The following is a 15957-nucleotide window of genomic DNA, read 5'->3' as shown; positions in this document are numbered from 1 at the left end:
TGGAAATGGAAAGGAGCCTCCCAGATGGATTCGAAAAAGCCGCTTATCGTCCAGAACGATTTCACTATATTATTGGAAGCCCGACACCCTGAATTCGACACGGTTCGCGCTGGTTTGGCGCGTTTTGCCGATCTGATGAAAACGCCTGAACATATTCACACCTACCGGATGACCGCGTTGTCCCTTTGGAATGCCGCAGCGGCCGGGATGAGGACGGAGGAAGTGACGGATTTTCTCGAGAACAACGCGAAATTCGGCGTTCCGCTTGGCGTGAAGCAGGATATTAAGCGATTTATCGAACGGTATGGCCGCATTCGTATGGAAAGCTTAGGGGAAGATTTGCTTCTCATTTCCGACGACATTGAGGCCATCAAGGAAATGGTCTCTTTTAAGTCGCTGCGCTCCTATGGACTCTGTCAAGTGAATGCGACCACCCTCCGGTTCTCCTCGTCGTTCCGGGGGGCATTAAAGCAGGAGCTGCTGAAGCTGGGCTATCCTGTGGAGGATTTGGCCGGCTATACGCGCGGCGAACAGCTGCCGATCCGGCTTCGGCGGGAAAGCAAGGAAGGCAAGGCGTTTCAGCTGCGCGACTACCAGGCCTCGGCCGTCGATTCGTTCTATCGTGAAGGCAGCCTGCAGGGAGGCAGCGGCGTTCTCGTGCTGCCTTGCGGAGCGGGAAAAACCGTCATCGGAATCGCCGCGATGGGCAAGCTTAACTGCGCAACGCTTATTTTAACTACGAACAGTACGTCGGTCCGCCAATGGAAGCGGGAAATTTTGGAGAAAACGGATGTCACGGAGGACATGGTGGGCGAATACACAGGGACCAAAAAAGATGTCCGGCCTATTACGATCGCAACCTATCAAATATTAACCTATCGAAAGTCAAAGGATGACCTGTTCGTGCATATGGATTTGTTCAACAAGCGGGATTGGGGGCTGATCGTCTATGACGAGGTCCATCTGCTGCCTGCACCGGTGTTTCGGGTGACGGCCGATATTCAAGCGACACGCCGTCTCGGGCTGACGGCAACCTTGGTCCGGGAGGATGGCCGGGAGGAAGACGTGTTCTCGCTTGTCGGGCCGAAGCGCTATGAGATGCCATGGAAGGACCTGGAGAACAAAGGCTGGATTGCCTCGGTAACCTGCACCGAAGTCCGTATTCCTCTGCCGGCGGCAGAGCAGGACATATATCGCTGCGCAGAGGCAAGGCATCAGATGCGTATTGCGAGCGAAAACCCTGATAAGCTGAAAATTGTTCAGGAGCTGCTTGCCAAGCATGCAGGAGAGCAAACGATCATCATCGGTCAATATTTGGATCAGCTGAAAGCTGTGGCTAAAGCCATTGGAGCGCCTCTTATTACCGGTGAGATGCCGCATGAGCAGAGGGAGGAGCTGTACGGGCTGTTTCGACGGGGAGAGCTGCACACAATCGTCGTGTCGAAGGTTGCTAATTTTGCCGTTGACCTGCCGGATGCGTCCATCGCGATTCAAATTTCCGGCAGCTTCGGCTCCAGGCAGGAAGAAGCCCAGCGGCTTGGCCGTATTTTGCGTCCAAAGGCGGAAGTCAATGCAGCCAGCTTCTATTCCATCGTCTCATCCAGTACGAAGGAGCAGGAGTTTGCGCTGAACCGCCAGCTGTTTTTGGTGGAGCAGGGATACCGCTACATCATTGATGATCGTGAAGAGGCTGTGGTCAGTGCACCTCCCTTTTCCCTCGAAGCAGAGCAGGCTAACAAAGTAAACCGTGTGAGTTCATTTATGGAGCCGGAGGAGGCAGGCACGCCGTGAATACGAAGTACTATGTAGCCAGAATGCCGCAGGAGCTGAGATCCCAGATCGAGGCTGAGACGGTGTACTATACTTGGTTGAAGCAAGGGGAAACCTTGGAATCCATTCTGAATGATCCGGACAAGATGCACTTTCTCTACAGCCAGCTTTCGGTTCGGGAACGGAAGGTTCTGATGCTGATCGTCAGATCGATTGGCTGCGAGTCTTTTGACACTTCGCGATTGGAAAAGCTGGCGGCATCCGGCATGTCCGGGGCCGACGCGAAGGTTGGTTTTTTGCAGCTGGTCAAAAAGGGCTTGATTTTTCCATTCCGTAAATCATGGGGCGAGCATGTGTATGTGATGTCGCTTGATGGACTCGGTCTGTGGCAGCGCGTGCTCTTTCCTTTGCCTGGAATGGGAGAGGAGCCCTTGCTTTTATCAGATGAAGGGTCTCTACACATCCAGCTCACGGAATCCAACGGGCCCGGGCTTGCGCACGATCTGTTTCAGGCGTTAGTGTTTATAGCTCAGAACGATGTGAAATGGACGAAGAACGGAACCATAAACAAAAGACAGCTGCAGAAGCTCAGCGAGCTGCTGACGCTTCCGGATCCATGGCTCGAAGGGGCGGGGATGAAATATGCTTATGTCGACATATATTCTCCCAAAATCGCCTTCCTGATGGAGCTGTTGACAAGATTGGAGCTGCTGGAAGGGCATTCGGATGGGCTGCTGCTGCACCCTCTGAATCTGGAACGTTGGCTTTCCTTGAGCGAAAAGGAACAGAACGATACGCTATATGCCATATGGAAGCAGGCCGCTTTTCCAGGAGCCGTCTGGCTTCAGCACGCAGTGAGCCTGCTGGAACGGTCGGAGGAGGGCGGTTGGATTCGATCGACCCGCATTCTGGACTGGTTGTCTCAACAGGGCCTGAGGCATGGCGGAGAGGGAAGCAGAGAGAGCATGTCTCCGTTTCCGTTAGAGGATGCCGAAGCGCTGCTGCAACTGGAACGGCAGTGGATTTACCCTCTGATTGCGTTTGGCTGGATGGAAAAAGGCACGGACTCGCATGGAGTCCCGCTGTATCGTTGGATAAAGCATCCGATCAAGCCGGCCGGACCTGTTGGCGGGGGGGCGGGGATCTCCTCTTCCGAGGAGGGAGAGGATCAGGAACGCTTTTATGTGCAGCCGGATTTTGAACTGCTTGTTCCGCCGGAGGTTGGCTTCGCTGTGCGCTGGGAGCTATCCGTGCTTGCGGATCTGCATAAATCGGACCAGGTTTCTCTTTATAAGCTAAGTAAGGAGAGCTTGCAGAGGGCGATGGAACATGGGCGGCGTGCGGAAGAGGTAATAAACTTCCTTGAACGTTACTCCCTATACGGCGTTCCCGAAAATATCAAGCTGACGATTGCACAGTGGGCGAAGCCTTTCGGCAAAGTAGGGTTGGCCCAGGTCGTCCTGCTGCGATGCCTGGATGAGGCGGCAGCCGATGCCGTCCGCAAGCTTCCGGGAAGCGGAGAATGGCTGCTCGAGCCGGTAGGTCAGCTGGCCTGGATCGTCAAGCCCGATCAAGTAAAGAAAATTTCGGAGGCTTTGACCAAAGCAGGCTGGATGCCGGGCAAGATCGCGCAGCTGGATGGAGCAACGGGCCCAAGCCGCGGCACTGAACTTTTGAAGCCTGACTTTGACAAAAGGGCGCTTTCTTCTGCAGATCCAACCCATAATTGGCTTTTCAATAAAGGCTTTATTTATTCACGCCATGGCCTGGGTTATTTTGAAATGGAGCCGAGACTTCCGGAAATCCGGGATCTTTATCCAGATTTAAACGGGATCCCTACCGGGTGGGTGAGGGATTACAGAGCTTATCATGTCTCCACCCGCAGGGAAATGGTCGAAAAGGCGATGGAATGGCGCGCCGGTTTGCAGGTGCGCTACAATGGTCAGGATCATCTCATTGCCCCTCGCAAGCTTCAAGAAACGAGAGGAACCTGGAGCATGACCGGTCTGGAACAAACGGAGCAGCAGGAGGTTTGCTGGTTTCCGGAAGAGTGGCAGGAAATGAAGATGATATTGCCAGGCATTAATGATAAATATTGATGCAACAAATGCGTCTCAGGTGTGGTATGATAGACTTGTCAGGAGCAGTTATCCGTATCCGGACAATCCAAGTAAGGCAGGTGCTGTTGATGGCAGTAATTGAGGCTCCAACATTAGATATGTCTGCCATTCTGATGCAGGCATACGATTTAGGTGACATGATTAATGTTTCCGCGGAAACGGCGGATTATTTATATTGGAAGCGTCGCAAGGACGAGGATCCTCGAGTGCACGAGCTGGTGAGACAGTTTAACAAAAAGAAAGAGCTGTTCGAGGAATGTCAGCGCTTCGGTCATTTTCACCCGGATTATCACGCGGCATTGGAGCAGGCCCAAGCTATTCAGAGTGAATTGGATAGCTTGGAGACAGTACGCGGCTTCAAAGCGGCCGAGCAGCGGCTGGATGAGCTGCTGTACATGGTTTCCGAGACGATTGCACGGAGTGTCTCCGACACCATTAAAGTGCCGAGCAATGATCCGCTTGCGGGTGGGGGCAGCTGTTCCACCGGTGGCTGCTCCAGCGGCGGCAGCTGCTCCGGCAGCTGCGGTTAATCGAACAAGGCCTTCCTCTTCGAAAGGAAGGCCTTGTTAACCATTATATGCTTTTGCTGTGTACTTCCAGCTTCAGCACAGGCTGCAGGCGTCCTACAACCGCCTTTTGGCAGTTGACGATTGGCGGCTGTTGGAATTCGCTCAGCGCCTCGATTTCATGCTTTTGAAGAAGATCAAGCTGGATGAGCGCTTCCATGACGGCTGGATACAAAGCCCGCATCGAGCCGTCCTCAATTTTTACGGCAATACCTAAGCCTTGCTCCGGAACGGTCAGCGCGAATACGCCCTCCGCTCCCATCTTACCGATCAGGCGGCCCTGGGTCACCTCGATTAACCGGGTATCGAATCTCCCGCTTCCGGCTACATAATACGGTTCATTGGCAGCGCTTTTAATAATTCGCTTACACGCTTGTGCACGGGCATCCGGCAAGTCTATAGGCTGACCCAGCCTGGCATAGGCGTAAGCAAGCGAGCTGATGGGAACCGCGAATACGGGAACCCCGCAGCCGTCGGTGCCCAAGGTGATTTGACCGGCGGGAATGCCCGTCATGTCGGACATGATATGCAGCATTTGCTGCTGGACGGGGTGCTCAAGGTCGGAGTATTGACCGGTGGACCAGTGTCTAAGCAGAGCCAATGCCAGCATGCCGGAATGCTTGCCGGAGCAGTTATTCCGCAAGGGTGTGAGCGGGATTCCTTGGGCCTTCAATCGTTCGGCCGTCGGTTGATGGTATGGCTCATGCACTCCGCATAATAACGCAGACTCGTGGAGTCCAAGGCGTTCGAGTATGGCGTCAGCCGTGGCAGCGTGAGCGTCCTCCCCGTTATGGGAGGAACAGAGCAGGGCAACCTGCTTGTCGTTGAAGCCGTACGCCTCGGCCCCTCCCGCTTCCAATAAAGGAATCGCTTGCAGCAGCTTGGCTGTGGAACGGGCGAACGTGTAGTGGTCCGGATTCCCGGCATAAGCAACCGTGTGTCGGTGGATATTAACAACAGCGATATGACCGCGGTGAATACTTTCCGTCAGCTCGCCGCGAACGGCAGCCACGAGGACTTGTGATTCTTTGTCATGGTAATGCATCATGAATTCCACCTTTTTTAGTCAGCAACGTAACTATTCATTTTATTATAGAGAGAAGGTCTTACCTATGTTTACCGATCGCAGCGGACTGATTGTGTGGATCAGCGACAGCAAGGCGGCATCCAAGCACTTGGACCGTTATGGCAGCGTTCATTTTATTTCCAAAAGATTACATTATGCAGCTATGTACGTTCATACAAGCAAGCTGGACGAAACGATGAAACAATTGCAAAAGCTGCCTTTCGTCAAGAAGGTGGAGCGCTCCTACCGCAATGAAATTAAAACGGAATACAGTAGTAATATGCCGGATAAAACGAGATTTTACACCTTATAAAAGGGAATGGCAACCCTTGCTATTCTATAATGTATGCGCAGCGTAAGCTTCTGGATCCCAGAAGCTTTTTTTGTTCGAATAGTCAAGGTGCCGACCGGGTTTCTAAAGAATTTTTAATTTGGAATCTACTAGCAAATAAAGTAAAATAGATATGACTACTATCTTGTACATAGGTTTAAAGGACTAATTTAATAGGCTGGGGGTTGTGGTTAATGAGGGATAAAACGGTAGAGCGTTCCACCAACTGCGAGCCGTCTTCTATTGCTTTAGGAGACAAAAATATAGCGGATATCGTCATCACTAATCATGCCAAGATTCGCTGGGCGGACCGGGTTGAGAGCCAGAAGACCGGTTTTGTGGATATATGCGATTTCTTATGGAGCCGACTCCGTGAAGGACAAATGAAGTCCTACTATAAAAATGGTGAGGATGTCTACGTAGTTGAAGACGATTTGGTCCTCGTAGCCGAGTTTACGGATTATCATCCTGCGGATCAGGAAATGAATGCGCTTCACACAGGCTCGCCGTCCTCGCGCAAACCGCTGCATCGGATGATCATCGTCACTTTTCTGGGCCGGATGTCCGAAACGATTGAGCTTCGCGACTTGAAATCATACTATTCCTGGCTGCGCCACTCCCGCCGGATGACCTTGATCAAAAATAGCAGGAAACGCAGGTAACCAGCCGTGTTTAACTAATCATCTCCTTACGTAATCCAGAGTATACCGTGTTCTCACGGCGTACTCTTTTTTAGTTTTACCATACGTTGGCGAAAATACTTAAGCTCAGCTTGCCGGCGCAATTTTTTTGCGAAGGAGAGAGTTTTTTCTCGTTCATTGTCAATTGATGAATTTGCTTACTTTCGAGGGATTTTTTCTTTTGCTATAATAGGTCTACCATGCAAGTTGGAGGGAACCCCGTTTATGGCACTTAATTTTCATCAGCTCCACATTTTTCACACGGTTGCGGAGAAAGGCAGTTTCTCGAATGCGGCTCAGGCGCTGCACATGACGCAGCCCGCGGTCACGATGCAGGTGCAATCCCTGGAGGATTATTTCGGTACAAAGCTGTTTAATCGTTCGACCAAAAAAATTGAGCTATCCGAAGCCGGGCGCACCTTGCTGCCGTTTGCTAAACGGAGCATCGATCTGATGAAAGAAACGGATGTCAGCATGTCCAAATTTACACATATGCTGGAGGGACGACTGCATCTGGGAGCAAGTATGACCGTCGGGGAATATATACTGCCCCGGCTGCTGGGTCCTTTCGGCAAGGAATATCCGAATATTTCGGTAAGCTTAAAGGTAATTAATACAAGGCAAATATTGGACGAGATTTTGAACCACCAACTTAACTTCGGTATCGTGGAAGCGGAGGTGCATCATCCGGACGTCCACACCGAGGCTGTGATGAACGACGAGCTGGTTCTCATCGTTCCGCGCGAGCACCCCCTAACGAGGTTCGACAAGGTTCCGATGGAGGAGGTGCTCAAATATGCGTTCGTCCTTAGAGAGCAAGGCTCGGGGACGAGAAGGGTGATGGAGGAGCAGCTGGAGCAAGCGGGTTATCAGGCAGCCGATATGACCATTGTGATGGAGCTCGGGAGTACGGGAGCCGTCAAGTCGGCAGTGGAGGCAGGTCTCGGGATCTCGATCTTGTCCCAATCATCCGTAAAGCATGAGGCGGCATTGGGTGTTCTTCATGTTAAAATGATAGAGGGCGTCCGTTTCTCGAGAAGCTTCTATGCCATTTATTTGAATTCTACGATTCTTCCAATATCGGCTGTAACATTCGTGTCCTTTTTGCGGGAACGGGACTTAGGGCAGTGGCTGTAGAGAGGAACAAGCTTCAAACCCGTGTCAGCCGTCCGGGTTGATTTACTAAATATATAAACTGTCTTAATCCTAAGTTAACTATTCCATTTTACACTGAAAAAGGATGTGAACGGAGCTTATGCAATATGCAGATTTACATACACACACTTTAGCCTCGGACGGCACTCAGCCGCCGACGGAAAATGTCCGCTTGGCTTTGGCAGCAGGCCTTGGCGCCGTTGCAATTACAGACCATGATACAGTAGCGGGTATCGAAGAAGCATTGAAAGCCGGGGAGACGATGGGAATCACGGTCGTTCCCGGAGTCGAAATCAGCACGGTAGCCGGAGGGACGGATATCCATGTGCTGGGCTATTTTATCGATTACCGCAGCACACAGCTGCTGGATCGGCTGGAGGAGCTTCGCAGAACGAGAGACCGCCGCAATGAGCTGATTCTGGAGCGGTTGAACGAGCTGGGGCTGCAGCTCACGATGGACGATGTCATCGCCTCTCTGAAAGTGTCCAAAAAAGCGGATGAGACCATAGGCAGGCCGCATATTGCCGACGCTCTGGTTCGCAAAGGGTATGTCGGCTCGATGTCGGAAGCATTCGACCGTTATTTGGGCAAGGACGGGGCGGCTTATGTGAACCCTCCCCGAATTGAACCGCAGACGGCGGTTCAGTGGATACGAGAGGCAGGCGGCGTACCGGTCCTGGCGCATCCCGGACTCTATGATCAGGATGGCCTGATTGCCGAGCTGGCAGAGCAGGGCCTGGCGGGGCTGGAAGTCTATCATTCGGATCATACACCGGAGCAGGAAGCGCATTATTTGGCTATCGCGGAGCGGCTAGGTCTGATTGTCACCGCAGGCTCCGATTTTCACGGGGAGCGTAACGGGGTTGTGTTTCACGCGCCGATCGGTGCAAGAAAAGTAGAAATGAAGGCTGTGGAGCAGCTAATCCAGGCAAAGGAGAGCCGCCCATGAGCATTCGTAAAGCGATTATTCCTGCTGCCGGTCTTGGCACCCGGTTTCTTCCCGCCACCAAGGCGCAGCCCAAAGAAATGCTGCCGATTGTTGACAAGCCGGCCATTCAGTATATCGTAGAGGAGGCCATTGCTTCCGGTATTGAAGATATTATGATTGTAACGGGCCGGAATAAACGGGCGATCGAGGATCACTTCGATAAATCCATCGAGCTTGAGATGATGCTGGAGGAGAAGGGCAACCAGGAGCTGCTTCGCATGGTGCAGGCGGTATCGAATTTGGCCGATGTGCATTATATTCGTCAGAAGCAGCCGCTCGGTCTCGGTCATGCGGTTCTATGCGCGCGCAAGTTTATCGGCAATGAGCCGTTTGCGGTGCTGCTGGGCGATGATATTATTCAGTCGGAGCCTCCGTGTCTCAGGCAAATGATGGATTTGTACGACCAGACGAACACGTCGGTTATTGCCACGCAGGAGGTACCTTGGGACGATGTGAACAAGTACGGGATTATTTCTCCATCGGCGAACAAGGTTCCTTTTCAGTACATTGACGATCTTGTAGAGAAGCCTGAACGCGCGCAGGCTCCGTCGAATTTGGCGGTCATCGGGCGCTATATTTTGACTCCTGAAATTTTTGGCATTTTGGAAAGCTGTGAGCCGGGACGCGGCGGAGAGATTCAACTGACGGATGCGCTTCGCATTTTGAATCAAGAGCGGCAGATGGTCGTTTATCCGATTCAAGGAAAACGATACGATGTCGGGGATAAGCTCGGTTATATTGAAGCGACCATTGAGATTGCGCTGCAGCGGGAAGATCTCCAGGGCAGCTTAAAAGCCTATTTGCGCTCATTAACCGATCCTTGGAGGAACGAACCCGAAAGCTAGCCTGCAATGGCGCGGCAGGAGGGGCATATGGGAGAGAACGTGGCAGTCATCGGTACGGGTTATGTAGGTTTGGTTACGGGAGCTTGCTTTGCTGAGATTGGTCACAAGGTCATCTGCGTGGATAAGGATCAGCTGAAAATCAAGCGCTTGGCCGAAGCGCAAATTCCGATTTATGAACCGGGCTTGCAAAGGATGGTTGCCGAACAATTGGAGCACGGCCGTCTTGCCTTTACTTGCCACCTCCCAAAGGCTGTGGAGGCATCGGATATCGTTTATATTGCCGTAGGGACGCCATCCCTCGATAACGGCGAGGTGGACCTGTCGCAGGTGAAAGAGGTCGTGACGCAAATAGCCGAAGCGATAGAGCGAGCATCTTCCTATAGAATCGTGGTGATCAAAAGCACCGTGCCTGTCGGTACGGCGAGACGAATGGAGCAAATGATCAGGGAGGGAGCGCCGTCGGCAAATTTCGCTGTCGTCGCCAACCCCGAATTTCTCCGCGAAGGCTCGGCTCTTCACGATACTTTTCACATGGACCGGATTGTTATCGGCTGCTCGAATACGGAAGCCGGGGAGCGGATCGGCAGATTGCATGAGCCTTTCGGCGCGCCTGTGCTGTATACGGATAGAGAAAGCGCCGAGCTGGTAAAGTATGCTTCCAATGCGTTTCTCGCAGCCAAAATCTCATTTATTAACGAAATGGCGCATGTTTGCGATAAAGTAGGTGCTGACATTGAGCTGGTAGCCCGGGGGATGGGGATGGACCGGCGGATCGGCAGCCATTTCCTGCAGGCCGGCATCGGCTATGGAGGCTCTTGTTTTCCAAAGGATACGAAGGCGCAGCTTCGAATAGCGGAGGACGTAGATTACGATTTCAAAATTTTACGTTCCGTCATCGAGGTCAATGCGCTGCAGCGGGAACGCTTCGTTCATACGATTGAGCGTGCGCTCGGGGGCAGCGTCAAGTCCAAACGGGTCGCCGTCATGGGGCTCACCTTCAAGCCGAACACGGATGATCTCAGAGACGCTCCCGCCTTGGATATTATCTCTTCACTGGTGGATAAAGGCGCGGAAGTGCGGGCTTACGATCCGGTTGCTCTTAGCAAGGCGGCTCCGCTGCTGCCGCAGGCAAGGCTTGTCGAAGATCCGTATGAGGCGTTGCAGGGTGCAGATGCCATGATCATCACAACGGAGTGGGACACCGTAAAGGCGTTGGATTACACGAGGGTGAAGGGGCTTCTCGCCCATCCGATCGTGATCGACGGCAGAAACTGTTTCCCGGTGGAGCGGATGGAACGCCTTGGGTTTCGGTATGTGTCCGTCGGACGGCCGGGCTCGGCTGTAGAAGGGAATGCTTGACCTGCCGCCGGAAAGGCACGCAAAAGAAAAACCTTGCAGGAACCGACGGATTTATCGCGCCGGACTGCAAGGTTTTTTCTGTTTATTTCACACTGACCGGCATGCGCTTCAGCGCTTCCGAATCCGGGGTAACGAACAGCGTCTTCTGGTGGTCATAAATGACGAAGCCCGGCTTGGCGCCGCTCGGCTTGCGAACATGCTTGATCAAGGTGAAATCAACAGGCACCTGGCTCGATTCCTTCGCCTGGCTGTAGAAGGCTGCAAGCTGCGCCGCTTCGTGCAAGGTCGCCTCGCCGTATTGCGGGCTGCGGATGACAACATGCGATCCTGGAATATCCTTCGTGTGCAGCCAGGTATCGGCGGATTGAGCGAGCCGGTTAGTTAAATATTCATTCTGGGTATTGTTTTTCCCGACATAGATCGGAATGCCTTCGCTGGAGGTGAAGCAGGAGAGAAGCGGCTTCTGATTCGCCTTCTTTTTTCGCGCTTTCTTACTTCTGTCGCGAATATAGCCCTGTTCGATCAATTCCTCGCGAATTTCTTCCACATCTCCGAGCGATGCCGTGCCCAGCTGCTGAAGCAGGCTGTCAAGGTAAGCTATTTCCTCATGGGTCTGCTCCAGCTGCTGATGGACGGCAATCAGGCTGTTTTTGCTTTTTGTATATTTCTTGAAATATCTTTGCGCGTTTTCGGATGGGGTCAGCAGCGGATCCAGGGCAATGGTCACCATACGCTGGTCCTCGTCATAGTAATTGATGACTTCAATGGCTGCGGCGCCTTTTTGAATTTGGTGCATCGATGCGGTCAGCAGCTCGCCCAGAATGCGGAACTTATCCGCATCTTGAGCTTCGTCCATAGTTTCCTGCAATTTTTCCAGTTTTTTAACATTTTTGTTGCGTTCATTTTGCAAAAAGCGGAGCAGGTCGGACACCCGCTGCTTCACGGTATCCCGCTCGGCTTTATCGCCGTAGAAAGCCTCCAGGCACTCGCTGACGGTTGGGTAGCGGGTAACCTGCCCTTGGATATGGGTTAATTCGATAATGGAAAAATAGGACTTGCCGTTGGACTCGCGGTCGCAAATATGGGGCTCAATGCGGCCTTGCTGAAGCCTGGTAACCAGCTCCTGAAACGGCTCCCACAGATGGGCTGCATTCGCCTCATTGGTATGGGCAGCCGTTAGAGGCGGCTGCGTGCGGTACACCAGCTCTTTAGCCACGAGCGGACTGAAGCCGCTAATGCGATTGACGATGCGCTGCTCCCATGTTTCTTCCTGGTTCCCGGCGCTTTTCGGTGCGCGTCCCTCTAAAAGTGATTCGGCAGCTTCCTCAGGCTCCGGGAGCGGCGAAGTAAGCAGTGTTACAAAGCTTTCCTTCGTGAGGCCGAAGGGAAGGGCTTTGTGCTGCTCGGGAGGCGCGGTATAGCGGCTTCCCGGCATTACGATCCGGTAGCTGCTGATGGCTGGGGTGACGTGGTGGATGCCGTCGATGATCGTGCCGGCCGTCGTATCCAGCAAAATGATGTTGCTGTGACGTCCCATGATTTCGATAATGAGCGTTTTGCTGCTGACATCCCCGAGCTCATCCCTCTGCCGGATTTGCATATGGATAACTCTTTCCATACCGGGCTGCGTCACGCTTTCGATAATGCCGCTTTCGCAATGCTTGCGCAGCAGCATGCAGAACATAGGGGCTTCCATTGGATTAAGGAAGTTTTGGTCCGTGAAATGGACTCTCGGATACGTGGGATTTGCTGAAATCAGCAGTTTTTTATTGCTGCCCTGCGCTCTTAGCTGAAGAACGATATCATGCCCTGAGGGCATGTGTACTTTATTAATGCGTCCGCCTACGCAAGCTTGAAGCTCCTGCACTAGGCTGTGGACGACGAGTCCGTCTAACGACATAGCTGTTACAACTCCATTCATGTACTGCGCAAAATGTGATGAGATCTTGGATTCCACTCTCTATCATGCCATAATTTCGGCAAAAACTTAAGTCCGTTTTCTTTTGATACGTATTTGTTCCCTTCCTTCTGTGCTAAATTGCGGCTTGTCTGAATAGACATGATGTAAGAGGCTGTCCTAGTGGAGCGGGGCGGGGCAGGATCAGAACAACCTTTTCTAGTGCCTTTTGGGAGGGAATAAGCAGATGGCTGACAAGCAGTGGTATCAAATGACGGCGGAACACATTTTGCAATCACAGCAAATCGAACCGTCCAAAGGACTTTCAACCGAGGAAGCCGGAAAGCGATTGGAGGAGGCGGGCCGCAACGAGCTATCGGAAGGCGCGAAAATATCGCCGGTCGCTTTGTTTTTGAACCAGTTCAAGGACTTCATGGTTCTTGTGCTTATGGGGGCGACCCTCATATCCGGACTGCTCGGGGAGTACCTTGATGCAATTACGATCGTGGCAATTATTATTATGAACGGGATTCTCGGCTTCGTGCAGGAATTCCGCGCGGAGCGTTCTCTTCGCGCCTTGAAGGAATTGTCCGCTCCGAACGCCAAGGTGCTCCGCAACGGCAGTCTGGAGCAGCTGCCCGCACGGGAGCTGGTTCCTGGGGATATTGTGCTGCTGGAGAGCGGGGACCGGATCCCGGCTGATTTGCGTTTTATTGAAGCGAACAGCTTATACGTGGAGGAGTCCGCTCTCACCGGCGAGTCGGTACCGGTCAGCAAGCATACCGAGGCGCTCTTGAACGATGAAGTGCCGCTCGGCGACCAGCGCAACCTGGGCTTTATGGGGACGATGATTACGCGGGGAACCGCCAAAGGCATTGTCATTCGTACCGGAATGCGCACCGAAATGGGTAAAATCGCTGATTTGATTCAGAGCACGGAATCGATGGAGACCCCGCTTCAGCACCGTCTGGAGCAGCTCGGTAAAATATTGATTATCGTCGCGCTTGCGCTGACAGTCGTTGTCGTCATTGCAGGTATTGTTCATGGACAAGAGCCGTACGGCATGTTCTTGGCCGGCGTCAGCTTGGCGGTTGCCGCAATACCGGAAGGGCTTCCAGCTATTGTGACTATTGCTTTGGCGCTCGGAGTGCAGCGCATGATTCAACGTAAAGCGATCGTGCGCAAGCTGCCCTCCGTTGAAACGCTGGGCTGCGCTTCCGTGATTTGCTCGGACAAAACCGGAACGCTGACGCAAAACAAAATGACGGTTACGCATTTGTGGGTGAGCGGGGATATATTGGAAGTGACGGGTGACGGCTATGATCCTCGCGGGGATATTCTCCAGCAGGGAGGGCCGGCGGACATACGAAACAATCAGATGCTGCGGCGGCTGCTGCAAGTATCGGTCCTGTGCAATAATGCCTCCTTGTTCGAGGAGAAGGCCGAAACGAAACGGAAGAAGCAGGCGGAAGAAGAGACGTCCGGGATCTGGAATATTAAAGGCGATCCGACGGAAGGCGCCTTGGTTGTTCTTGGGGCCAAGGCAGGGCTGACGCATCAGTCGATGGATGGATTGTACCGGCGTATCGGAGAGTTTCCTTTTGACTCGGAGCGCAAGAGAATGTCGGTGCTGGTCGAGCATCAAGGCGGACGGATGGTGTGCACCAAAGGGGCGCCCGACGTGCTGCTGCAGCAGTGCAGCTACGTGCTGTGGGATAACCGCGTCATTCCTTTTACACAGACGTTGAAGCAAAAGGTGCTGGCGGCCAACGAAGGCATGGCCAAAAATGCACTGCGTGTGCTCGGTCTCGCTTATCGCGAGGTGAAGCCGACGGAACGCTGCGAGGAGGAATACGAGGTGGAGTCCGGCCTCGTGTTTGTCGGGCTGACGGGAATGATCGATCCGCCGCGCAAAGAGGTTCGCGATGCTATCGCCAAATGCCGCAAGGCAGGTATCAAGACCGTGATGATCACGGGAGATCATCAATCGACGGCAGAGGCGATTGCGCGGCAGCTGGGCATTCTTCCGTCTACGGGCGGGCTTGCGTTGAACGGTCAGCAGCTGAGTCAATTGAGCGACGATGAGCTCGATGCCCGTGTCGAAGACGCCTATGTCTACGCAAGGGTGTCTCCGGAGCATAAGCTACGCATTGTCAAAGCGCTGCAGCGCAAAGGTCATGTTGTTGCCATGACAGGCGACGGCGTGAACGATGCGCCTGCGATCAAGGCGGCGGATATCGGTATCGCAATGGGGATTAGCGGCACCGATGTATCCAAGGAAGCGTCCGCACTGGTGCTGAGCGATGACAACTTCGCCACGATCGTTGCGGCTATCGAGGAAGGGCGGGGTATTTACGAGAATATTCGCAAATTTATCCGTTACCTGCTTGCCTCGAACGTCGGCGAAATTATGACGATGTTCCTCGCCATGATGGCGGGCCTGCCGCTGCCGCTCGTGCCGATTCAAATCTTGTGGGTCAATCTGGTTACCGACGGGCTGCCCGCGATGGCGCTTGGCGTCGATCAAGCCGAGAAGGATTTGATGCAGCAAAAGCCTCGCGGCGCGCGCGAAAATATTTTTGCCCGCCGGCTGGGCTGGAAAATTATTAGCCGCGGCATATTGATCGGCTTGTGTACGCTGGCCGCGTTCTGGATCGTGCTCGGGCAAGGTGCGGAGGGAGACGCCGCTGTATTGGTGAAAGCACAGACGGTTGCTTTCGCGACGCTGGTTATGGCGCAGTTGATTCATGTATTTGACTGCCGCAGCTCGCGTTCGATCTTTCACCGGAATCCGCTGCAAAATATTTATTTGGTGCTCGCTGTGCTTTCCTCGCTTATCCTGATGCTGGCTGTGCTTTATATTCCGCAGCTGAGCCCGATCTTCAAAACCGTTCCGCTTCATTGGAAGGATTGGATCATCGTTCTTATTTTTGCAGGTATTCCTACGTTCCTTATGGGATTTGGCAGTGTCATGAGCAAGCCGGCGAAGAAAAAAACGCTTCGCTATGGCAGCGCCAAGCCCGCGGCAAGATAATTTTAAGCGAGAAACCGGTTAGCGGGTCCAAAATCCGTGAGCCGGTTTCTTGCTTTTTCGCCCGATTTAGCGTAAAATTTGGCGGAAAAAACTATGCATAACCAGCTATTTGCGTTATGATAATGGCTAAACCGAAGTAGAGAGCA

The 15957-nt window shown here is 53.1% G+C and carries 12 protein-coding genes; 10 read left to right on the top strand and 2 right to left on the bottom strand.

The window, feature by feature from the left end; all coding sequences use genetic code 11:
• Positions 1 to 24 precede the first annotated feature (24 nt).
• The 3 genes from CF651_RS11625 to CF651_RS11615 all read left to right on the top strand — a co-directional run bounded on the left by CF651_RS11625 (position 25) and on the right by CF651_RS11615 (position 4420).
• Positions 25 to 1791: a DNA repair helicase XPB gene (locus CF651_RS11625; protein WP_094015027.1), complete on the top strand. Its 1767-nt coding sequence runs from the start codon at positions 25 to 27 to the stop codon at positions 1789 to 1791.
• Positions 1788 to 3869, top strand: coding sequence for a helicase-associated domain-containing protein (locus CF651_RS11620; protein WP_094015026.1), 2082 nt, complete (start codon positions 1788 to 1790; stop codon positions 3867 to 3869). Before CF651_RS11625 ends, CF651_RS11620 begins: the two co-directional genes overlap by 4 nt.
• Positions 3870 to 3958: 89 nt before the next feature.
• A complete protein-coding gene (locus tag CF651_RS11615; RefSeq protein ID WP_094015377.1) occupies positions 3959 to 4420 on the top strand; it encodes a YlbF/YmcA family competence regulator in 462 nt (153 codons plus the stop codon).
• A gap of 43 nt (positions 4421 to 4463) precedes the next feature.
• Here CF651_RS11615 and CF651_RS11610 read toward each other — a convergent pair whose 3' ends face one another.
• A complete protein-coding gene (locus CF651_RS11610) occupies positions 4464 to 5504 on the bottom strand; it encodes an asparaginase (RefSeq protein WP_245855841.1) in 1041 nt (346 codons plus the stop codon).
• A gap of 64 nt (positions 5505 to 5568) precedes the next feature.
• Here CF651_RS11610 and CF651_RS11605 point away from each other — a divergent pair, with 64 nt between their 5' ends.
• From CF651_RS11605 to CF651_RS11580, 6 genes are all read left to right on the top strand, one after another.
• A complete protein-coding gene (locus tag CF651_RS11605) occupies positions 5569 to 5835 on the top strand; it encodes a YlbG family protein (protein WP_094015024.1) in 267 nt (88 codons plus the stop codon).
• A gap of 212 nt (positions 5836 to 6047) precedes the next feature.
• A complete protein-coding gene (locus tag CF651_RS11600) occupies positions 6048 to 6515 on the top strand; it encodes a hypothetical protein (RefSeq protein ID WP_094015023.1) in 468 nt (155 codons plus the stop codon).
• A gap of 243 nt (positions 6516 to 6758) precedes the next feature.
• Complete coding sequence (locus CF651_RS11595) at positions 6759 to 7670, top strand: selenium metabolism-associated LysR family transcriptional regulator (protein ID WP_094015022.1); 912 nt, start codon at positions 6759 to 6761, stop codon at positions 7668 to 7670.
• A gap of 118 nt (positions 7671 to 7788) precedes the next feature.
• Positions 7789 to 8637, top strand: a complete 849-nt coding sequence (locus CF651_RS11590) for a PHP domain-containing protein (RefSeq protein WP_094015021.1) — start codon at positions 7789 to 7791, stop codon at positions 8635 to 8637.
• Positions 8634 to 9521, top strand: a complete 888-nt coding sequence (galU, locus tag CF651_RS11585) for a UTP--glucose-1-phosphate uridylyltransferase GalU (protein ID WP_094015020.1) — start codon at positions 8634 to 8636, stop codon at positions 9519 to 9521. The genes CF651_RS11590 and galU overlap by 4 nt, the downstream gene beginning before the upstream one ends.
• 27 nt (positions 9522 to 9548) lie before the next feature.
• The gene (locus CF651_RS11580; protein WP_094015019.1) at positions 9549 to 10880 is read left to right on the top strand and encodes a UDP-glucose dehydrogenase family protein; all 1332 of its coding nucleotides are present in this window, start codon (positions 9549 to 9551) and stop codon (positions 10878 to 10880) included.
• A gap of 82 nt (positions 10881 to 10962) precedes the next feature.
• On the opposite strand, the gene CF651_RS11575 is transcribed toward CF651_RS11580, so the two are convergent.
• Positions 10963 to 12780, bottom strand: coding sequence for an Rqc2 family fibronectin-binding protein (locus CF651_RS11575; RefSeq protein WP_094015018.1), 1818 nt, complete (start codon positions 12778 to 12780; stop codon positions 10963 to 10965).
• A gap of 244 nt (positions 12781 to 13024) precedes the next feature.
• On the opposite strand from CF651_RS11575, the gene CF651_RS11570 reads away from it, so the two are divergent.
• The gene (locus CF651_RS11570) at positions 13025 to 15811 is read left to right on the top strand and encodes a calcium-translocating P-type ATPase, SERCA-type (RefSeq protein WP_094015017.1); all 2787 of its coding nucleotides are present in this window, start codon (positions 13025 to 13027) and stop codon (positions 15809 to 15811) included.
• The last annotated feature ends 146 nt before the right edge of the window (positions 15812 to 15957 follow it).

The sequence above is a fragment of the Paenibacillus rigui genome, from assembly GCF_002234615.1.
Lineage (GTDB): Bacteria > Bacillota > Bacilli > Paenibacillales > NBRC-103111 > Paenibacillus_S > Paenibacillus_S rigui.
The sequence above is the reverse complement of the archived record's forward strand: the minus strand, read 5'-3'. Positions and strand labels throughout refer to the sequence as shown.